At 64.2% G+C, this 21474-nt stretch carries 16 protein-coding genes; 7 read left to right on the forward strand and 9 right to left on the reverse strand.

All coding sequences use genetic code 11. The features are described from left to right. Window positions 1-13: 13 nt before the first annotated feature. The gene (locus RT513_RS06315) at window positions 14-973 is read left to right on the forward strand and encodes an alpha/beta hydrolase (RefSeq protein WP_290690377.1); all 960 of its coding nucleotides are present in this window, start codon (window positions 14-16) and stop codon (window positions 971-973) included. On the opposite strand, the gene RT513_RS06320 is transcribed toward RT513_RS06315, so the two are convergent. The 6 genes from RT513_RS06320 to RT513_RS06345 form a co-directional block, all read right to left on the reverse strand. Beyond that, a complete protein-coding gene (locus tag RT513_RS06320; protein ID WP_290690374.1) occupies window positions 933-2183 on the reverse strand; it encodes an MFS transporter in 1251 nt (416 codons plus the stop codon). The two genes, RT513_RS06315 and RT513_RS06320, sit on opposite strands and share 41 nt — an antisense overlap. Next, window positions 2176-5271 (reverse strand): efflux RND transporter permease subunit, encoded by a 3096-nt coding sequence (locus RT513_RS06325; RefSeq protein WP_290690367.1) that lies wholly within the window; start codon window positions 5269-5271, stop codon window positions 2176-2178. The genes RT513_RS06320 and RT513_RS06325 overlap by 8 nt, the downstream gene beginning before the upstream one ends. Then, window positions 5268-6311 carry an efflux RND transporter periplasmic adaptor subunit gene (locus tag RT513_RS06330; protein WP_313533752.1) on the reverse strand — a complete coding sequence of 348 codons (1044 nt, stop codon included), beginning with the start codon at window positions 6309-6311 and terminating at the stop codon, window positions 5268-5270. The genes RT513_RS06325 and RT513_RS06330 overlap by 4 nt, the downstream gene beginning before the upstream one ends. Before the next feature lie 115 nt (window positions 6312-6426). After that, window positions 6427-8025: an AbgT family transporter gene (locus RT513_RS06335; RefSeq protein ID WP_313533753.1), complete on the reverse strand. Its 1599-nt coding sequence runs from the start codon at window positions 8023-8025 to the stop codon at window positions 6427-6429. Between the two features lie 838 nt (window positions 8026-8863). Beyond that, complete coding sequence (locus RT513_RS06340; RefSeq protein WP_290690358.1) at window positions 8864-9688, reverse strand: xanthine dehydrogenase family protein subunit M; 825 nt, start codon at window positions 9686-9688, stop codon at window positions 8864-8866. Then, window positions 9688-10167, reverse strand: a complete 480-nt coding sequence (locus tag RT513_RS06345) for a (2Fe-2S)-binding protein (protein ID WP_290690356.1) — start codon at window positions 10165-10167, stop codon at window positions 9688-9690. The genes RT513_RS06340 and RT513_RS06345 overlap by 1 nt, the downstream gene beginning before the upstream one ends. Before the next feature lie 115 nt (window positions 10168-10282). On the opposite strand from RT513_RS06345, the gene RT513_RS06350 reads away from it, so the two are divergent. The 6 genes from RT513_RS06350 to RT513_RS06375 all read left to right on the forward strand — a co-directional run bounded on the left by RT513_RS06350 (window position 10283) and on the right by RT513_RS06375 (window position 17601). After that, on the forward strand, window positions 10283-11578 hold the full coding sequence (locus tag RT513_RS06350; RefSeq protein ID WP_290690353.1) for an NAD(P)/FAD-dependent oxidoreductase: 1296 nt from the start codon (window positions 10283-10285) through the stop codon (window positions 11576-11578). A gap of 53 nt (window positions 11579-11631) precedes the next feature. Beyond that, complete coding sequence (locus RT513_RS06355; RefSeq protein ID WP_179209173.1) at window positions 11632-12423, forward strand: HpcH/HpaI aldolase/citrate lyase family protein; 792 nt, start codon at window positions 11632-11634, stop codon at window positions 12421-12423. Next, the gene (locus RT513_RS06360) at window positions 12420-13235 is read left to right on the forward strand and encodes a hypothetical protein (RefSeq protein ID WP_290690349.1); all 816 of its coding nucleotides are present in this window, start codon (window positions 12420-12422) and stop codon (window positions 13233-13235) included. The genes RT513_RS06355 and RT513_RS06360 overlap by 4 nt, the downstream gene beginning before the upstream one ends. A 188-nt stretch (window positions 13236-13423) precedes the next feature. Beyond that, window positions 13424-15502, forward strand: coding sequence for a hydantoinase/oxoprolinase family protein (locus tag RT513_RS06365; RefSeq protein ID WP_290690347.1), 2079 nt, complete (start codon window positions 13424-13426; stop codon window positions 15500-15502). 23 nt (window positions 15503-15525) lie between these two features. Further along, a complete protein-coding gene (locus tag RT513_RS06370; RefSeq protein ID WP_290690344.1) occupies window positions 15526-17142 on the forward strand; it encodes a hydantoinase B/oxoprolinase family protein in 1617 nt (538 codons plus the stop codon). A gap of 12 nt (window positions 17143-17154) precedes the next feature. Next, a complete protein-coding gene (locus RT513_RS06375; RefSeq protein WP_088215469.1) occupies window positions 17155-17601 on the forward strand; it encodes an SRPBCC family protein in 447 nt (148 codons plus the stop codon). Between the two features lie 877 nt (window positions 17602-18478). Here RT513_RS06375 and RT513_RS06380 read toward each other — a convergent pair. From RT513_RS06380 to RT513_RS06390, 3 genes are all read right to left on the reverse strand, one after another. Beyond that, entirely contained in the window at window positions 18479-18826 is a 348-nt protein-coding gene (locus tag RT513_RS06380; protein WP_290690339.1) for a DUF6525 family protein, read from the reverse strand. A gap of 92 nt (window positions 18827-18918) precedes the next feature. Continuing rightward, a complete protein-coding gene (locus RT513_RS06385; protein ID WP_290690337.1) occupies window positions 18919-20142 on the reverse strand; it encodes a GTP-binding protein in 1224 nt (407 codons plus the stop codon). A 234-nt stretch (window positions 20143-20376) separates the two neighbouring features. After that, window positions 20377-21381 (reverse strand): LacI family DNA-binding transcriptional regulator, encoded by a 1005-nt coding sequence (locus RT513_RS06390; RefSeq protein WP_290690335.1) that lies wholly within the window; start codon window positions 21379-21381, stop codon window positions 20377-20379. Window positions 21382-21474: the final 93 nt, after the last annotated feature.

Raw genomic sequence — 21474 nt, forward strand, 5'->3', positions numbered from 1 at the left:
CGATGGGACCGGCTTGTCAAGCGCGCGGTCCCAGACACTGCATTGGGGGGCGTTCGCGATCTCCGTCCCGCCGGAACGGCAAACCGGCACGATCACCTTTCCACGACACGGCAAGCCCGACCCGGAGACGGATTTCCTGACGGTTTCAGAACAACATTTTGCGGATGAGCCCGCGTTCCTCCGCGCCCTGAACGCACGCCTTGTCCAACGGCCTCCGGGGGCGCGCGAGGTGACGATCTTCGTTCACGGCTTCAACACCAATTTCGCCGAAGGACTGTATCGCCACGCCCAGATGACGCATGACTTCGCCACGCCGGGGGTGGCCCTGTCCTATGCCTGGCCATCGGCGGCGAGCATGCGCGGTTACGCCTACGACCGGGAAAGCGCGCTGTTCGCCCGCGATGGACTGGAAAAGGTGCTGACGCTGGTGGCGCGCAGCAAGGCGGATAACGTGATACTTGCCGGGCATTCGATGGGTGCGTTGCTGGTGATGGAAGCGGTGCGCCAGATCGCCATCCGGGGCTCCGATAGCGTTCTCGACAAACTGCGCGCGGTGGTGCTGCTCTCCCCCGATCTCGATATCGATGTGTTCCGAAGCCAGGTTTCGGCACTTCGGCCAAGAGAGATGCCGATCTACATAGCGGTTTCGGGTCGGGACCGGGCATTGTGGATATCGGGGCTGCTCCGCGGCAGAACGGAACGGTTGGGCGCGCTCCGCGACACCGGGCGGGTCGCCGATCTGCCGGGGGTCATCGTGATCGATCTCAGCGATGTGCGGGGAACGGGCGACCGGCTCAATCACTTTGCGGTCGCCACCTCTCCGGAGCTGATTGCGCTCATCGGCGGGATCGACCGGTTCGGCGCCACGATATTGCGGGACGATAATCGTCAGTCCAACGTCTTCGAAGCGACGGTCAATGTCGTGGCAGGTGTCAGCGAGGCGGTCCTTCTGCCCTTGGCGGGTCCGCAGTAGGCCCCTTCCCCACGGACCAGAGCACCGCGGCAAGAAGCGTCGCGCCAGCAGCGATGATCCCGAACCCGGCAAAGGCTGCCGGTAGCCCGGCCCGTGCGCCCAGCCAGCCCGCCACCGAATAGGCGACCAGCAGGCACGCGCTTGTCAACGATAGTTGCGCGGCGAACAGGGCCTGAAGATCCGCCGGCCGTGCGATACGTCGGATGAGATAGGCCGCCGGCGTCAGGGCAAGCGCACATCCCAGACCGATCAGGAACCAGAGGGTCAGCAGACCGGGAATGGACCACACCACCATACCCGCCAGCAGACCCGCTGACAGCAATACCGCCCCGCCGATCATGATCGACCGCTCCGGAAGGACGCGGAGCGCCGGTGTGATCACGATGGCCCCGCAAATGGACCCGAGTCCAAACACCGCAAAGGCTATGGCACTCGCGTAGCGGGTCATCTCGAACGTGCCCTGCACGATGACCACGGTATTGACCATCACCATGGCGCTCCCGCAGCCCACCGCGATGTCGAGCGCGATAAGCCCGCGCAGTTGGGGTGTCCGCAGAAACAGCCTCGGCCCGCGGAGGAATGCGGCGACCATCCGTTCGCTCCGCCTGCCTGTCGGCTCCGGCGTGCGCATCCGGCTGACGAGCCATGCCGACAGCAGGAGGGCAAGCGCGCTGATGACGAAAACGCCCGTCGATGCAAAGGCCAGGAGGAGGCCCGCGGCGAGAAGCGGGCTGAGCGAGGTTTCAAGCTCGCTTGCGATCAGTGAGCGGGCCAACGAGTTCGTGTAGTCATGTTGATTGGCCAGCAGATAGGGAACGATCGTCTGATAGACGAGCGTGAAGATGGCGGAGGCCAGCGAGAAGACGAAAACAAGCGCATATACCTGCCAGATCGCGGTGATGAACGGCAGCAGCACCAGACTGCCCGCGCGAAGGATATCCAATGTGATGAGCATCGGTTTGCGGGGCACATGCCGGATCAGCACGCTCACGAAGGGGGCGGCGATGATATAGGCCAGCATCTTGAGAGAAAGCGCCGTACCCATCACCGTGCCGGAATCGCCCCCCGCCAGATCATAGGCCAGCAGTGCCAGCGCAACCGTCGCCATGCCGGTGGCCAGCAGCGCCAGCACATAGGCCGCAAAAAGTCTGTAATAGCTGGCCTTGTCGGCCACCCCCGTCCAGGCAAGGGGCGCGTCTTCCTCAGGCATCCTGCGGTGGCGCGGCCGGTCCCGCGGGCTCCGCGATCCTGTCGGTGCCCCCGTTCTTGTCATCGCCGAAGAGCGTCACATACAGGACCGGCAGGACGATGAGCGTCAGAACGGTCGCGACCAGCAATCCCCCCATGATCGCGAATGCCATCGGGCCCCAGAAGAGGGTCGGCGCGATCGGCAACAGGCCGAGAACTGTCGAAAGCGCGGTGAGCAGCAGGGGTCGCAATCGGTTCATCGCCGATGAGACCGCCGCCTCGCGCACACCGGCCCCCGCCGCCCGTTCATCGTTGATCTGTGTGATCAGGATGACGGCATTCTTCGCGATCATGCCGAGTAGCGCCAGAATCCCCAGAATCGCCACAAAGCCCAGCGGGCGCGCAAAGAGCAACAGCGCCCCCACCACGCCGATCAACCCCAAGGGCAGAAGCAGCACGACAATACCCACCATGCGGAAGTTCTTGAGCTGCACCATCAGCAGCGTCAGCATGAGGAACGCCATCAGCGGAACCACGGCGAACACCGCTGCCTGACTTTCCGCCGATGTCTCGGCCGTTCCGCCCGTCTCGATCCGGTGACCGAAAGGGAGCGATGCATTCAGCGCCGCGATCTTGTCGGAAAGATCGGCGACGACCGTCTCCGGCAACAGTCCGGGCGCCACATCGGCGAGCACGGTCAGCGTCGGTTCGCGGTTGCGCCGCCAGATCAGCGGCTGTTCCTGCGTGAAGCTGAAGGTGGCGAAGGAACTGAGGGCAACGGTCCGCCCCCCCGGCACCGGCACTTGAAGCGTGCCAAGCCCATCCAGGGAAATCCGATCCTCCGCCTGTGCACGCGCGATGACGTTCACAAGGTAGATGTCGTCCCGCAGCTGAGTGACGGTCGAGCCGGAAATCGCTGTATTGAGCACGGCGGAGAGCTGTGAGCTGGTCAACCCAAGGCGCCGGGCCTGCTCCTGATTGATCTCGATGCGAAGCTGACGGGCGGGCTCGATCCAGTCGAAATGCACCCTCCGCGTGCCGGGGTGAGAGGCGATCACCTCTGCAAGCCGAAGAGCTTCGGTGCGAATTACCTCAATATCCGAACCGCTCAGCCTGTATTGCAACGGCCAGCCGATCGGCGGACCCATCTCCAGCGGGCTGACCCGCACCACCGCCTCAGGCATGTTCTCCACCAGAAACCTGTCAAGCGCATCCTGAAGCCGCAGGCGCGCGTCCAGGCTCTTGGCCATCACGACGATCTGGCTGTGGTGGTCGCTTGGCGGCCGGATGGCGAGCGGGAGATAGAAGCGTATGACGTTCCGGCCGATATAGCTGGTCCAGAAATCCACGTCCTCACTGGCGGCAAGGTATCGCTCCACCCGGGAGATGGCCTCCTCGCTGGCGAAGATCGAACTGGATCGGGGCAACTGAAAGTCGACGATCAGTTCGTTGCGGTCAGATGGCGGGAAGAACTGCCGGTTGAGTTGCTGCATGCCCAGAACGGCCACCGCAAAGGCAACGGCCGTAATGGCAATCGTGATCCAACGGCCGCTGATCGCGATATTGAGGAACTTGCCGAAGGCGCGCAGGAACCGGCCCGGCTCCTGACTGACCGCTGCGGAAGGCGGCTTGAGCAGCACACCCGCAATGATCGGCGTGAACACGACAGCAACCAGCCATGAGGCGATCAACGTGATCGCCACCACCTGAAACAGGGAGATCGTGTATTCGCCGGCCTGGCTCTGGGCAAAGCCGATCGGAACGAAGCCGGCAATCGTGATCAGCGTTCCGGTCAGCATCGGTGCGGCAAGACGACGGTAGGCATAGGTCGCCCCCTCCGCCACCGTATCGCCCGCGGCAAGCCTGCGCAGAACCGCGTCCGTCGTCGTCATCGCGTCATCGACCAGCAGGGCCAGCGAGATGATCAGCGCGCCAAGCGACACCCGTTGCAGGTCGATGCCCATGACATCCATGACGAGGAACGCGGCCGCGAGCGTCACGGGGATCGCCACGGCCACGACGGCTCCGGCCCGCACACCGAGCGTGACAAAGCTGATGACCAGAATGATGGCAATCGCCTGATAGAGCGAGGTGATGAAGTCCCCGATCGCCGTCGTCACGACGCGGGGCTGATCGGAAACCAGATGCGGCTCTATCCCGATCGGCAGGTCGGCGACGATACCCTTCATGGCGTGGTCGATCTCTGCCCCGAGCTCAAGGATATCGCCGCCTTCCCGCATGGAAATGCCAAGGCCGATAGCCCGCTTGCCGTTCACATGCAGAAGCGGTTGCGGCGGGTCCACGAAGCCGCGCCGGACGGTTGCGATATCGCCGAGCCTGATCGCGCGCCCGTCGGCGAGCAGCGATACGTCGAGGATATCGTTCTCCGATTCAAAGGCCCCGCTGACCCGCAGGATCAGGTTTTCCTTGCCCGAGTTGATGGTGCCCGAGGGTCGCACGACGTTCTGTGCGGCGATAGCGGCGAGGATCTGACCGTAGTCCAGACCCATGGCAGCAACCCGGTCGGGCTGAAATTCGATGAAGACGGCCTCATCCTGCACACCAATGAATTCGACCTTGCCGATCCCGTGCACCTCGCCCATCAGGCGTGTCCGTACGAAATCGACATAGTCGCGCAGTTCGCGCTCGCTGAATCCATCCGCGGTGAAGCCGTAGACGATGCCGAAGACATCGCCGAAATCGTCGTTGAAGAACGGCCCCAATACCCCCTGCGGCAGCGTGTGGCGTATGTCGCCGATGCCGTTGCGCACCTCCTGCCAGACCGCGCCCACGCGCTCCGGCGGGAAGGCGCCCTCAAGATCGACATAAATGGTCACGATCCCCGGCCGGGTGATCGAACGGACAGCGTCCAGGCCTGTCGTTTCCTCCAGCTTGCGTTCGAGCCGGTCGGTAAGCTGGCGCTGGGTCTCCTCAATCGTGGCACCCGGCCAGACGGCAGTGACCAGCATCGTCTTGATCGTGAAGGAAGGGTCTTCGTCACGACCGAGGTTGATGAAGGCGAACGCGCCCGCGATGACGGCGACCAGCATGAAATAGATGGTCAGGGACCGGCTGCGGATCGCCCATTCCGACAGGTTGGGACCGATCATGATCCCTCCCCGAGGAGGCGGACCTTCTGGCCCGGACGCAGCGCCTGCACCCCGGCTGTGACGACCCGGTCGCCGAGCTGCACGCCGTTGGAGATGCCGACAGAAGACGGCGTGAACCGTGTCACCTCGACAGGCCGAAGCGAGACCGTGCCGGTGTTCATATCTACGATCCAGACCGCCGGCGCACCATCCGCGGAGGTCAGGGCCGAGGCGGGCAGTTCGATCCCTCCGTAACCGCCAAAATGCACGCGCCCGTTGACGGTGGAGCCCAGCCGGAGCTCCTCCGGCGGGTCGATCAGACCGACGCGGACGCGAATGGTGCCGGTCGCAGGATCCACACGCGGTGCGATCTCCCGCACGCGTCCGGTGGCACTGACACCCGGATTGAGGCTTAGCCTTATCGAGACTTCCGGGTCAGGCGGGCTGGCCGTCACAATCGCCGCGGGCACGTCGAAGACGGCATCCTTCCCCCCGTCCCGCGCAACCTGAACGATGCGCCGCCCGGGGGTGACGACTTCGCCCGCCTCCGCACCCACTGCCGTGACGACGCCTCCGGCATCGGCTTCGAGCACTGTGTCGTCCAATCGCCGGCGCGCTATTCCCACCTGTGCATCGGCGGCGTCGAAGGCGCTCTGGGCCGAGGTCATGACCTGTTCGGCCCGCTCGAGCCCCGCCCGCGCCAGAAACGCGCGCTCATAAAGCTGGCGCTGACGCTGGTAATTCGACCGCGCCTCGGAAAACTGGGCGCCTGCTGCGATCTGCGCGGCCTCGGCGCTGCGCAGGGCGTTTTCCTCATCCGCCGGATCGAGCCGTGCGAGGACCTGCCCCGGCGCGACCGTATCGCCGACATTCACCAGCCGCTCGACAAGCCGCCCGCCGATACGGAACGCCAGTTCGACCTGGATCTGGCTTTCCACCGTGCCGGACAGGGTGACCGTCTCTCCCGAGGCGCTTTCGGCCACGACGATGCTCCGCACGGGACGCAACTCGGGCGCAGCCGTCTTATCCTCCTCCCGACAGGCGGTGAGGGTCGTGATCATCAGAACAGCAAAAACCATGCCACATGTCGCCGGTCTTACTGTGAACATGCTGAAATCCCTTCAGTATCTCGGGGCAGCCGCGCTGTATATTCGGGTGACGGGAACCGTCGCTGGATCAGTTCGGCCCCAACGGGACGCCGAGCAGGTACCAGGCGACGAGCATCAGGGTCCAAAGCACCAGAAGCACCACCGTATAGGGCAGCATGAGAGCCACGATCGTTCCGATCCCGGCGTCCTTCTCATACTTCTGGGCGAACCCCACCATGACAGCCAGATACACGTTCAGCGGCGTGATGACGTTCATCGGGCTGTCGCCCACGCGATAGGCCGCCAGCACCAGGTTGGGCTCACCCCCGAGACGCATGAACAGCGGAATGAAAACGGGCGCCAGAATGGCCCATTTCGCCAGCGCGCCTGTCAGGATGATGTCGATGAGCGCCACCAATAAGATGAAGAGAAAGATGTAGCTGGTCGCTCCCAGCGGCGCGGCCTGCAGGATATCGGCGAGGTTGACCGCCAGAACCGTCGCAAGGTTGGTATAGTTGAAGAAGGCGATGAAGTTGGCGATGACAAACAGCAGAAAGATCATGCCGGACAGTCCGCCCCAGGTCTTCACGATAAGGCCGATCGCGGCAGTCATGTTTTCGATCGTGCCCGCCGCGCGGCCATAGGCATAGCCAACGAACAGAAATACCGTGCTGATCAGAATGATGAGCGCGCTCATGAAGGGCGAACCCGACATGATCCCGCCCGTGTCCTGATTGCGCAATATGCCCCATGGGATCGGCGGCACCGTGAGCGCGGCGATGATGAGCACGACGATGAGCAGGGTACGGCCCGCTGCCTTCAGCCCGCGCTGTTCCGCGTCCGTCAGCCCGTCATGCACCTCCACGGGTACACCACCGGTATAGGGGCCAAGGCGGGGCTCCACGTATTTCTCGGTTATGATCGTGCAGATGATCGCCATGACGATGGAGGAAACGATCATGAAATAGAGGTTGCCGACGGGGGTGATCTGCGCCGCGGGATTGACCGAACGCACCGCATCATTGGTGACTTCCACCAGAAGCGCATCCGTGGGCGTCACGAAGACGTTGACCAGAAACACTGCGGCAACACCGCTGAAACCCGCAGCGAGGCCCGCCAGAGGATGCCTGCCAAGGCTATGAAAGGCAGCGGCCGCCAGCGGCACGAGCACGAGGTATCCCGCATCCGCCGCAATCGAGGACAGGACGCCGACCGAGACGATCATGAAGGTGAAGATCCCCCGCGGCGCGATCGCCACGAGCTTGCGCACCAGCGTCGCGATCAGCCCGGATTCCTCCGCCAGCCCGACACCGATCATCGCCACGAGGATCACCCCCACGCCGGTGAAGGCCAGGAAATTGGCCACCGGACTGGTCAGCATGAACCGTATTCCATCCGGCGACAGAAGGCTGCGGACGCTGCTTTCCCGCTCAACGATATCGCCGAGTGCCACGTCGTAGCCTTCATAGACCACCGACGTGCCCATCAGGCCGAAAATCGTCGACAGGACGATGATGATGCCGATCAGGATCAGGAATATGATTGCCGGGTGGGGCACGGCATTGCCGACCCTCTCGACGGTTCCCAGAAATCCAGACAGTGTGCCTTCGTTATCGGGACCAGAGGGTTTGCTTCCAGCCAAGTCGTTGCCCCCGAAATATATCAGTTGAGATAGCCAAAAAGACACCTGCCACGGGGGCTATCACGACCGAATGGTGTAATTCACTTTAGATGGAGCGCCTACTCATCAGCCGCTGTTCATTGTCTGGCAGAAAAAGCAGACGCCTAGTTTAAATTCGGAAGGGCGAGGAATCTTCCCCCTTCTTGCAAGGAGAATGCTCGCAAATTCCATAAATTGTCCAGCGATAAAGCGTTGGCGGTAAACCAGGCGTGCGATTAAAATAATACTTGCGGCGTCCGCAACATACCGACTGCAAACGGCATCGGCTTTGGCGATACTATGCCTAACACCATAAAAAATTTCACTCTGCAAAGATGTTCGAAAAAATTAGCGGCTTTTCCTGAATATCCTTATGGGCTGGCTTTGTTCAGGGTTTAGGCCCCTTTCGACCCTTCGCGATACTTTGGCGCGAACAGATGGTGGAGACTGCTGCCGGGGAGATGATCGCCAGAGCTATCGCAAACCTGCCGTCGATGCAGGCTGGAAGCCGGCTCCGGGGCGGCCATCGGAGTATCCGACGGAGTGTCCTCCCGCACACGACACGGGCGGTCGGAGGGGGCGGACGGCCGGATAGCACCGCAACCCTCTCCCGAAATCATCAGCGCGCGCAAGCGGACATCCTTTTCAGTTCAGCCGCCTCGACGCCGGGCGTTCTTGTCAGGCGAACTTCCCCGCAGCCCGAGCGCCCTTGCCGAAGCCCGCGTTGCTCGGGCCTTGGTCGCATCAAGGCGCTGCATCGACTATGCCGGAGATCCTCCCGATGTGACTCCCCCAAACCATTCCCCGCATGATTGCCGGGAAGGCAAGCGATAATGGCGGTCGGAGAAGCGCGCATCACAAGGCATCATCGCCATCGGCTGATCTGTTGCTCATGTGCCGTCCTTACCGCAGCCTTCGTCATGGCGAGAACAAGGGCCGCCCGGTATGCGCCCGGCGTGCGGGCATCAGCCATCATGTCATCCGCGTCCGGCAAGAGGGACTCCACGGCTGCAACCGAAAAATCATCATTCAGGCGCGCCTCGGCCTCCGACCAGCGATACACACCGTCCTGCCCTGCCCCCGTCACCGCGACAACCGCCGTTCCATCCTGACGCACCGCCACGGCGACACCGGTGCTTGCATAGCGGGAGGCGGGGTTGCGGATGCTGGCATAGCCGAAGCGCCTCGGCTGGGGCACCTTGATGCAGGTGATGATTTCGCCAAAATCGAGCGCCGTAGCGAAAAGCCCGGCAAAGAACTCCTCCACCGGCAACTCGCTTCTGTCCGTCACGATCACCGCACCGCAGGCGAGCAGGGCGGCCGGATAATCTGCAGAGGGATCGTTGTTGGCAAGGGAACCCCCAATCGTTCCCCGGTTGCGGATATGGGGATCGCCGATCTGGCGGGCCACCCGCGCAAAAGCAGGAAACCGGCGCAGGATCGCGGGATCACCCGCCACGGCCGCATGCGTGGCCATCGCGCCGATCTGAAAACCGTCCGCGATTTCATGGATGTCGGAAAGCCCCGCAATCCCCGACAGGTCGATCAATGCGGAGGGCTGGTTCAGTCCTTGTTTCATGGTGGGCAGAAGTGTTTGCCCCCCTGCCAGAACCATTGCCCCGTCGTCACCGGAAAGGAGTGCCAGCGCTTCGGCAAGATCGCGCGGACGGTGATAGGCGAAGTCGTGCATCACGCCTCTCCCCGGTGCATCATTTCTGCGCCTTTCTCGATGGCGGCGAGAATATTCTGATATCCCGTGCAGCGGCAAAGATTGCCATGCAGCAACTCACGCAACTCCTCCCGATCCGGCACCCCTCCTCCCGGGCGGACGAGCGACAGGGCCGTCATGATCATGCCGGGCGTACAGTAGCCGCATTGCAGGCCGTGGGTGTCCGCAAACGCCTGCTGCATCGGATGGAGCCCCTCGGGCGGGGTGATACCTTCGATCGTGGTGACTTCGGCCCCGTCACAGGCCGCGGCGAGCACGGTGCAGGACTTGACGCTGCGCCCGTTGAGGTGGACCGTACAGGCCCCGCATTGGCTGGTGTCGCATCCGACATGTGTGCCGGTGAGACGGAGATCCTCCCGCAGCAACTCGACGAGAAGCCGCCGTCCCGGCACGGTCCGCGTGATCTCCCGCCCGTTCACCTTCATCGTCACTTCGATCATCCCGCGGCCCTCTTTCCCATTTCCTCTCCGGTTTCCCACATCCGTCGGAAATTCGTATATTGGATTTCGCGCAGTTGTGCGATAAACATTCTGACGTAAGTTCGAGGGGCTGCCAATGAGTCTTCCGCCATTTACCGATGATTTTTCGGAGACGCCCCTGTGGTGGACGCTTGCCGGTGGAATGGCGCGGGGTGCTCCCGCTCCCTTGCCGACGCGCGCCGATGTGGTGATCGTGGGGGCGGGTCTGACGGGTGCGGCGGCGGCACAGACACTGGCGGCGGCAGGGCGGGATGTGTTGCTGCTGGACGCGGGCGTTCCGGGCGGGGGGGCCAGTTCGCGAAACGGGGCGATGCTTGGGCGGTATTTCAAGCACAGCTTCGGCCAGATGATGGAGGAGCGCGGCCTCGATACGGCAAAGGCCTGGTTCGGAGAGTTGGGTCAGGTCTATGATGATGCCTTTTCCCGCATCGCCACGCTGAACCGCCCAACCGGCTTTCGCAACTGCGGCCGGGTGGTGGGCGCAGTCACTCCGGGCCATCGCGACAAGCTGTTCCGCGAATGGGAGCTTCGAGCCCGACACGTGGGCGAGGCTGTCGATTTCCTGACGGCGGGCGACGCCGAACTGGTATCCGACCGATACGTCGGAGGTGTGCACATCCGCGCCAACGCGGCAGTGAACCCGGCGCTCTACACTCGAGCGATGCTCGATGAGGCCATGGCGCAGGGCGCGCGCGTTCTCGGCGATACCCCCGTGACGGCAATTCAGAAAGAACCGCGGGGCTTCGCGGTTCACACAACGCGCGGGCAGGTCATTGCGCGAGACGTCCTGGTGGCGACCAACGGCTACACGCCGAAAGGCCAGCGCTGGCACCACAGGCGGCTTATCCCTATCGTCGCTTTCATGATCGGCACGGAACCGCTTCCCGAAGCGACCGTGGCGCGTCTGCGGGCGGGGCGGCGCACCTATCACGACAACCGCAAGAATTCGACCTACTACCAGATCACCCCGGATAATCGGCTGGCGCTTGGCGGACGGACGGGGTTGTTGCACCCCTCACTTCGCCATATGGCCCTGCGCCTCCGGGAGGAGATGGCCTATTTCTTCCCGGAGCTGCGGGATGTTCGGATTTCCCACGCCTGGCGGGGCAAATGCGCGGCGACGGAGGATCTTTTTCCCCATGTCGGTCAGCATGAGGGCATACATTTCGCAATGGGCTACTGCTTCTCCGGCCTCGCGATGGCGCCCTATCTCGGCAACAAGGCGGCCATGGCGATCCTTGGCCGCACGGAGGAGGCGCGGAGCCTGTTCCGCCTTGATGCTCCGCGTGCCGTGGCGTGGCCGGCGCGGCAGGAATGGCTGATCCCGGTCGCGATGCAGTATTTCCGCTGGCGGGAACCCTTGCCCCGCTGACCCGGGAAAAGTTGATCGCCGGCATAGCCGATCCTCAGAACAGGAGACCATCCGTGTCCCAAGAGCGCGCAGCCTCACGCTTCCGCGCCCGCCTTCGCGCGGGTGCTTTCATGGCAGGCACCTTCATCAAAACCCCCGCCTCCGAGATTGTGGAGATCATGGCGCGGGCCGGGGTGGATTTCATCTGTCTGGATGCAGAGCATTCGGCCTTGGGCCGGCGTGAGCTGGACTGGTGCCTTGCCCTGGCGCGGGCTCTCGACCTGCCAACGCTGGTCAGGCTTTCCCATGCCAGCCCGGAAGCCGCGCTTCAGGCATTGGACGGCGGAGCCTCCGGGCTGCTCGTTCCCCACGTCCGCTCACCCGCGCTGGCTGCCGATGTGGCCCGCTGGGCAAGGTTCGGCGCAGGTGGACGCGGTTATGCCGGTTCCACCCGGCATGGAGATTTCACGGCGCGACCCATGGCCGACTTCCTTGCTGCAGCAGGCGAGGAAGTCAGTGTCATCGCCCAGATCGAAGACCCGGAAGCTCTGGATCAGGTGGAAGCCATCGCGGCGACCCCTGGCATCGACGGCGTATTCTTTGGCGCGGCAGACCTTGGCGTCGGACTGGGGCTCGGACGCTCCGGTGGCGCGGAAATCGACCGGGCATTCAGCCGCGTCGCCTCCGCAGCGCAGGCATCCGGCCGGGCGTTTGGCGCCTATGGCGCGACGCCCTCCGCCCTTGCCGGATTGCGGGCCCGGGGCGTCTCCCTGGCACTCATCGGTTCCGATCAGGGCATGGTGCTGGCAGGCGCGCGGACTCTGGCCGAAGCTGGCTCCCTTCAAAACGAAAGGATCACACAATGACCATTCAGACCATGCCGCGCCTGCCCGGTTTCGTGGAATTCCCGACGGATGCGGCTCCCTCCGGTTGGCGGCTGACGCGGGCGCGGGGCAAGCGCTTCATCGTGGACTATGCCGTGGCGGGAGCAGAGCCTCTCCGCCAGCAAGCCGCCATAGAAGCGGTCGCGATCTTTCCCGATGCTTCCGGATGCGTGACACAGGAAGATCGGACGGTCGAAGCCCCTGCCCGCTCTCTCTGCCTGCTCGGGGAGGGTGATTTTTCCATCGTGGCCGCACCCGGAACGGCGATCGCCATCATCAAGCCGATCAGCGGCGGCGCCCCTGCCGATGCGATAAACGACGCCGATTATGCTGCAGCCGAAGACGGGATACTGCCACTCGCGCCCCCGGGCCATCCGGTGCAGTCCGGGCCTCGGGTCATCCACGCGGATGATATCCACGCGCCCACCGACAAGCCGCGGCTGAAGATCCTGCGCAGCCGATGCCTCAGCTTCAACTGGGTCGAATACACGGGATTGCGTGACCGAACGAAGCTTTCGCCCCACGCGCATGAGGATTTTGAGCAGGGGTCCTTGGCGCTGGCGGGCAGTTTCCTGCACCATCTGCGCACGCCGTGGGGGCCCGACGCGACCGTCTGGCGCGAAGATCTGCATCTCGAGGCTCCGTCCCCCAGCCTTTGCGTGATCCCTCCGAAAGTCATTCACACGACCGAAGGTCTGGGGTCCGGTCGTCATCTCCTGATCGACATCTTCGCGCCGCCGCGCGCGGACTTTCTCGCCAGGGGCTGGGTCTCCAATGCGGCAGATTATCTCTGACACCATTCCGCACTGATCGCCGCAAACGGGAGATTTTTTGCCTTTAATGTTTTTCGCACACTTGTGCGATTATTATTTCGGGCGTAGAAATGTCGAGACAGGGACCCGACCCATCGGTTCCCGGCGCACCAGCAGCAACCAGCCGCCGCTCCCTGAGCGCTATGGCGGCCCCAGGACGGGACGATGCGATGCCTTATTCACTTGGGATCGATATTGGCGGAACCTTCACGGACCTCGTGCTTTTCGAGCCGCAGAAGGGGGTTCAGCACAACCTCAAGGTCCTCACCACACCGGACCGCCCCTCCGAGGCGGTGATCCGGGGCGCAGAGCGCATCATCCGGCGCGAAGGCGTCGATCCGGCAGAGGTCAATCGCGTCGTCCACGCCACGACCCTGTTCACCAACGCCCTGATCGAGCGAAAGGGCGCCGTGACGGCGCTGCTGACGACCGAAGGTTTCCGCGATGTTCTGGAGATCGGCCGCGAGCGGAAATTCGAACTTTACGATATCTTCATCGAGATGCCGCGGTCCCTCGTCCCCCGCACCCTGCGTGCCGAGGTGAGGGAACGCATGACCCCGCGCGGCGAGGTGGAAACGCCCCTCGACATGGAGAGCCTGAAGGCGGCGGTGGAAAGCCTTGTCACGCAAGGGGCCACGTCGATCGCGATTTCCTTCCTTCACTCCTATGCGAACCCGGCGCATGAGGACGCGGCGGCAGAATTCATCCGCACTGCCTATCCGGGCGTCTCCGTCACCACCTCCTTCGAGGTCGCACCCGAGATCCGCGAATACGAGCGGACCTCCACCGCCGTCGCCAATGCCTATGTCAAGCCGCTTGCAGCGGCCTATCTGACCGAACTCGAAACCCGGCTGAAGCAGATCGGCGTCACCGCGCCCCTGTTCCTCATGGTTTCGAGCGGAGGGCTGACCAATATCGACGAAGCCCGGCGCAACCCGATCCAGCTCCTTGAATCCGGCCCCGCTGCCGGCGCGCTGTCGGCGGCGTTCTTTGGGGAGCGGTCGGACGTATCGCATGTGCTGGCCTTCGACATGGGCGGCACGACAGCGAAACTGTCCGTGGTCGATGAAGGAGAACCGCTGATCTCCTACAAGTTCGAGGCTGCCCGGACCCGGCGCTTCAAGGAAGGCTCCGGCCTGCCCATCAAGATCTCCACCATCGAACTGATCGAGATCGGTGCGGGCGGTGGCTCCATCGCCCATATCGACAAGATGGGTCTCATGAAGGTCGGCCCGGAAAGCGCGAGTTCCAAACCCGGTCCGGCCTGCTACGGCCTGGGCGGCGAGCTTCCCACGGTGACCGATGCGAACCTCACGCTCGGCTATCTGAACCCCGACTTCTTTGCCGGTGGCACGATGAGTGTTGACCCGGAAGCGGCCGCCTCGGCGCTCGGATCGCTCTCCGGTGCCACGGGGCTTTCCGTTCCCGAACTGGCTTGGGGCGTGCATGACATCGTGAACGAGAACATGGCCAGCGCCGCACGTGTGCACATCGCCGAACGCGGCAAGGACACGCGGCGCTATGCGCTCGTCACTACGGGCGGCGGCGGTCCGCTGCACGGCTATCAGGTGGCGCGGAAGCTGGGCCTCGGCCGGTTGGTCTGCCCACCGGGCGCGGGCGTGGCCTCGGCGCTTGGCCTGTTGATCGCCCCCGCGCGGGTGGATCGGGTGGCGACTGTCGCCCGGCCCGTGGCCGAGGTGGACTGGTCCGCCCTCGAGATGACCTTCGAGCGGCTGGAAGCAGAAAGCCGCGCGGTTGTCACGGAGACCGTACCGCAGGCGGAAGCGATCAGCGTGCGCCGGCTGGCAGACATGCGCTACATCGGTCAGGGCTTCGAGCTGGTCGTGGAACTGCCGGAAGGCCCCTACTCCGCCGCCTCGATGGAGCCGGTGCTGGCCGCCTTCCGCGCGGCTTACAGGGAGGTGTTCACCCTGAACCCGCCCACCGACCGGATCGAGATCGTCAACGTCCGCATCACCGTCTCCGCCGAAACCGGCTCGGCGCGGATGGCACGTCAGACCGATGGCGCCGATCCGGAAACAGCCGTGAAACAGCGCCGCCAGATCTATTTCCCCGAACTTCGCGACTTCACGGAAACCCCGGTCTATGACCGGATCATGCTGCCGGGCGGTATCGACATTCATGGCCCGGCGGTGATCGAGGAGCCGGAATCCACTCTCGTGGTGGGCCCCGAGGGCAGCTTCCGGGTGGAGCCCAACGGCAACATCGTCGTCACCATCGCCAACTGACGCTCAGGGACAGGAACAGCAAGATGCTCATGCAAACCCCTCGGTTCGACGCCGTCACACTCGAAGTGATCTGGACCCGCCTGGTCTCCGTGGTCGATGAGGCAGCGGCAGCGCTGGTGCGCAGCTCCTTCTCCACGCTTGTGCGGGAATCCTACGATTTCTCCTGCATCATCACCGATCCGAAGGGCCGGTGTCTGGGACAGGCAACCGACTCCATCCCCTCCTTCATCGGCACGCTGCCGAAGACGGTGCGGCATTTCCTCGACCATTTCCCGGCGGAGACGCTGAACCCGGGCGACGTGCTCATCACCAACGACCCGTGGATGGGCACCGGCCACCTGCCGGACCTGACCGTGGTGAAGCCGATCTTCCTGAACGGCAAGCTGACGGGCTTTGCCGCCTCCACCACGCATTCGCCCGACATGGGCGGCCGCACAGGCACCTCCGACATCCGCGACGTGTTCGAGGAAGGTTTTCAGGTGCCGATGCTGAAGCTGATCGACGCAGGGAAGGTCGACCAGACCTTCATCGCGCTGCTGCGCAAGAACGTCCGCGTTCCCGATCAGGTGGTGGGCGATCTCTGGGCGCAGGTCTCTGCGCTGGAGTTGATGGAAAAGCGGCTCTTTGCCCTCATGGACGACTACCAGCTCACCGAACTCGTGAGTCTCGCCGACGAGATTCTTGATCGGTCGGAGGCCGCCATGCGGGACGCCATCCGCAGGTTCCCGGACGGTGAATACGACTACGAACTGAACACCGACGGTGTGGTGGAGCCGCTGACCATCCGGATCAAGGTCAAGGTGCAGGGCGACAGCGTGCTGGTGGATTACGACGGCACCTCCCCCCAGGTGGACCGGGCGGTGAACGTCGCGCTCTGCTACACCTATGCCCAGACGGTCTACGGGCTGAAATGCATCCTGGCGCCCGACATGCCCAACAACGATGGTGCGCTGCGCCCGATCGAAGTGGTGGCGCCGGAGGGATCGATCCTGAACCATCGCTACCCCGCCTCCGGCCAGACGCGAACGCTGACCGGGCATTTCCTGCCGTTCGCCGTGTTCGGCGCGTTGGCGAAGGCCGATCCCACCCGCGTCGCCGCCGGCCCCGGTTCGCCGCTTTGGAGCCTTCAGGCCACCGGCGTCACGCCCACGGGCGAAACTTATGTGAACAAGTTCTTCTTCAACGGTGGCACAGGCGGCACGGATCAGCGCGACGGCTACAACGCGCTGAGCTGGCCCTCCAACATCTCCTGCGTGCCGGTGGAAATGATGGAGCAGCAGTCGAACTTCCGCGTGCAGCACAAGCGCTTCCGCATCGGCTCCGGTGGCGCAGGGCGGCATCGCGGCGGGCTGGGGCAGGAGACACTGCTGGAATACCGCTCCGACCTGCCGGTGGTCGTCGGTTTCCATGCCGAGCGGACCGTGGTACCCCCGCCAGGAATCGCGGGCGGCGACCATGGGCAGCCGGGGGTTCTGGAGATCAACGACCGGGCGCTGACGCCGAACGAGCAAAAGGTGCAGCATGTCATCCGCAAGGGCGACCGCATCCATATGCGGACGCCGGGTGGCGCCGGTTTCGGGACGGCGGCGGAACGCGATCCGGCGGCGGTCGAAGCTGACCGTGCCGCTGACTACATCTGAGCGGAGGACGCGATGAAACTCACCGGCGAACAACTGATCCCCGCCTCCGTGGAAACGGTGTGGCAGATGATCAACGACCCCGAAGTGCTGAAGGCCTGCATTCCCGGCTGTGAAAGTCTCGAGCGCGGCGAGGATGACCGGCTGACGGCGACGGTCGCGCTCAAGGTCGGACCGGTCAAGGCGCGGTTCGCCGGTGACGTCACGCTGAGCGAGATCGACCCGCCGAACGGCTATCGCATCTTCGGCAAGGGATCGGGCGGCGTGGCGGGCTTTGCCGAAGGGGGCGCGGTCATAGCTTTGGCTCCCGTGGAGGGGGGTACGCTGCTCACCTACGATGCGGAAGCGAAGATCGGCGGCAAGCTTGCGCAGCTCGGCACCCGGCTGATCGACTCGACCGCCAAGAAACTCACGCTCCAGTTCTTCGATGCCCTGAACCAGAGGATCACCGAGACCGTCTGACTGAGTTACGGACACACCTGAGCACCACCCTATCCTCGCCGATGGGAGGGTGCCTGCGGGGAGGAAAGCTGGTTGCCTGTCTCCCGAAACGGGTGGCGATGCGGCGCGACCTGCTTGAGTTTGCAGAAAACTCTCTCGATCAGGTTGCCGCGGCAGAGGTCGGACAGGACTGTGCGGTGCGGGTGGCTGCGCCGCTGGAACACGGGCCTGTCCCCTTGCCGCCACCCATGCGAACAAGGCACGGCTGTCCGAGCCGCGATCGGCAATCACGGATGCCGGCGGTGCGTTCGGCAACACCGGGGCCACCGTCCCGCCGGAGGCGTTACCAGGTGCGATACGGTCCCGCGTGACAGGCAGGCGGACGGGACGGGCCATTCTGATCGACAATGGCGTGGATCCTGCAACTTGGTCCGCCGTGAGAATGGCCAAGGACAGGATCCTCGGCCCTTTTCCCACCGGCGACGAGCTGATGGCGCGGACTCTGGACGAGCCGATCAACGCGACCGGCTGCGGCGCGCGCTGCGCCGGCTCCTCAAACACTTTCAGCCAGATACCGCACCTGCTGCGGGGGTTGAGGCGACCATAAACGGTGTCAGCGGTCGGGAAGATCGCGCCGCAGCGCCCGGTGCGCAGGATGTAGAATCCCGTTCACCACACGTCGGCCCCGAGCTCGGGACCTGCTCTGGACGGCTTTCGGCAATAACGGCTCGACCCGCCGCCACTCGCCCTCGCTCAGATCGCAGCGGGCCATGGGAACCCTGCCGCCCGCTGCGGAAGTGAACAACGCCCCCGGAAGAACCGGCACGTTGACATCGAATTCGACACCTTGCCTTCAGGAAGTGTCCCGGGAGCAAGCCACCCTTGAGCAGCCGCGATGTCAGCTCTGGTGGCGGCCGCGGAATACCGGCCCCTTCCGTCGAGCTGCAGGCAGCGCCTCCCCCGTCTCGTGGAGGCCAGCCGGTCGCGGATAGCTGCGGCCCCAGATCCTGAGACGGTCCCTTTCCAGCATCCTCCGCTCCGTCCGGTCGAGCCGTGCGCGGGCCGATCCGGCATCACCCTGCGCCTCGCGCAGCGCGCGCGACCACAGACGCAGCGCGGAATGGGGGCTCCACGGTAAAGCCGCCCCCGCGAGCCACGCCCTGAGTTCAGGCGGAAGCCCGTCGTAACGCTGCATCGGGCACCGGCGGCGGCGGCACTTCAAGGAGGTGGCAAGGTTCTGCGCCATCGTGGAATTCCTTCGGTCCGAGGCAGAAGACCATGCGCTGCAAGGCCGGCACGGCAATGCCTCTGGAGGCTTGCGGTTGGCAGGCAGACGGCTCAAGCCACGCGGCGCTGTTCCCATTGCGGGAACGGATCGGGCAACTGCTTCCACCGCTCCGGGGTAAAGTCCTGGGCATCGATCAACGCGGCGTCCAGGGCCGCCGTCAGCGCCTCCCGGTCCATGCCAGCGCCGATGAATACCAGTTCCTGCCGCCGGTCACCCCAAGGGTCCTGCCAGACCTTCGCCACCTCGGCGAGACTGTCGGGATGACCGGGCCAGCGGTCCCGCGGCACGGAGGCCCACCACCCGCCAAGCGGTGTCACGCTGGAGACGGCGCCGGCAAGACTGAACTCCACCGCCCAGTTCGGTCGGCTCGCAATCCAGAAATGCCCCTTCGCCCGGATCACGCCCGGCAGATCGCCGTTGAGAACGGCGTGAATCGCGCGCGGGTCGAATGGCCGCCTGGCCCGATAGACAAAGGAGGAAATCCCATATTCCTCGGTCTCCGGGACGTGGTTTTCGAACCCGTAAAGCTCCTTGGCCCAGAGCGGATGCTCATGCGCCCTGTCGAAGTCGAACCTTCCCGTGTCAAGGATGTCGTCAGCCGCCACCCGACTGAAATCCGTCTCTATCAGCCGCGCATCGGGGTTGAGGGCGCGGACGATCTTGCGGGCCAGACCCAGCAGGACCGGGCCCGCGGCGGTGACCTTGTTCAGGATGATGACATCGGCGAATTCGATCTGGTCGGTCAGCAGGTTGACCAGCGTGCGCTCATCCTCCGCTCCGAGGCTCTCACCGCGATCGGCAATGAAGTCGTGGCTGGAGAAATCCCGGGTCAGGTTCACCGCATCGACCACGGTCACCATCGTGTCGAGGCGGGCGATGTCCGACAGACTTTCGCCCCCCGCATCGCGGAAATCGAAGGTCGCGGCTACGGGGAGCGGCTCTGCGATCCCGGTGGATTCAATGAGTAGATAGTCGAAGCGACCCTCCTCGGCGAGACGCCGCACCTCAAGCAGCAGATCGTCGCGCAGGGTGCAGCAGATGCAGCCGTTCGTCATCTCTACCAGCTTCTCCTCCGCCCTCGACAGTTCGGTTCCACCGCGCACGAGATCGGCGTCGATATTCACCTCCGACATGTCGTTGACGATCACCGCGACGCGACGGCCCTCGCGATTGTTCAGAACATGGTTGAGAAGGGTCGTCTTGCCTGCGCCCAGAAACCCTGAAAGCACAGTGACAGGCAGCCGGAGATCCGGGGCAAGGGGGCTGACGGTCATGGCATGCTCCATATGTAATGTTATTACGTTTCATTACTGGATGGGTATTTCTGCCGCAACCCTTTTGTGAGACGCTGATCCAGTTTCGATGCCGACCTCCCGGTAGCCCCGATGCATCCCATGGAAACCAGCGCGGCGCCCGCGTGCTTTAGAAAATGCGCAACTGACGACCGGGAGGCGCAACCCGCAAACCCGCCCCAGATCGCTCCGGCAAGGTCCGGCAACCGGAAGGGTTCACCCTGCGAATACGGTGGCGCTGGAGCGGATGACCAGTTCCACCGGCAGGATCGTGTCGCTTTCCGCCTCCTCTGCGCCGCCAAGCTGATGAAGGAGGCGCTCCGCCGCCATGCGGCCAAGGGCGGTACGCGGCTGGCGGATCGTCGTCAGGGGCGGCGAAACATGTGACACCAGCTCGATATCGTCAAACCCGACGATGGAAACCTGCTCCGGCACGCGAATGCCGTGGCGCTGAACCTCCGCCATGAAGCCGCAGGCCATGGCGTCGGATGCGAGGAACAGGCCGGTGGGCCGCAGATCAGCAGGTTGCGCGATCCAGGAGAGAGCCGCACGCCGCCCCGAGGCGAGCGAAAAATCCCCCGCATAGAGAGCATCTTCGGCAAGACTTAGCCCGCGCATCGCCAGCCGATCCCTCACACCGGCCAGCCGCGCCACGCTCAGCACGCTTTCCGGCGGGCCCGCGACATGGCCGATACGCCGGTGCCCCAGATCGACGAGGTGGTCGATCGCCAGCCCCGCCGCGGCCCGGTTGTCGATCTTGACCCGCGGTGCGGCCAATCCATTGATCCACTCGCAGGCCTCCACCACGGGAAGGCGGCCCGTCACGATTTCCGCAGGCAGGGTGCCGTCCAGAACGATCAGCCCGTCCGCCAGCGAAGGTTCGGCACAGTCGCGGAGCCGATCGGAACCGGCCGTCCATGTATCGACGATCAGCAGATTATAGCCCGCCGGACCCAGCACGGAGGCGATACCCGAGAGAATTTGGGAAAAGAACGGGTTGGCAAGATTTGGAACCAGCGCCACGATCGCGCCCGTCCGTCGGTGCCGCAGGTTGCGCGCGGCCTGATTGAGCCGGTAGCCCGTCGCCTCCACCGCATCCATGACAGCGGCCCGCGTCTCCCTGCTGACCAGCGCCGGGTTTGAGAGCGCCCGGCTGACGGTGGCCGTCGAGACGCCCGCCATCCGCGCGACATCGCCAATTCTCGGTCGCTCCCTGCTCACCTTTTTCTCCCGCTTCCCTGTGATCAAAAGGATTGCAACCGATTACATTGCATGTCTATGCTGAATGCAATCGATTACATCGTGCCGTCGCGG

The sequence above is a fragment of the Haematobacter sp. genome, assembly GCF_032102465.1.
GTDB lineage: Bacteria > Pseudomonadota > Alphaproteobacteria > Rhodobacterales > Rhodobacteraceae > Haematobacter.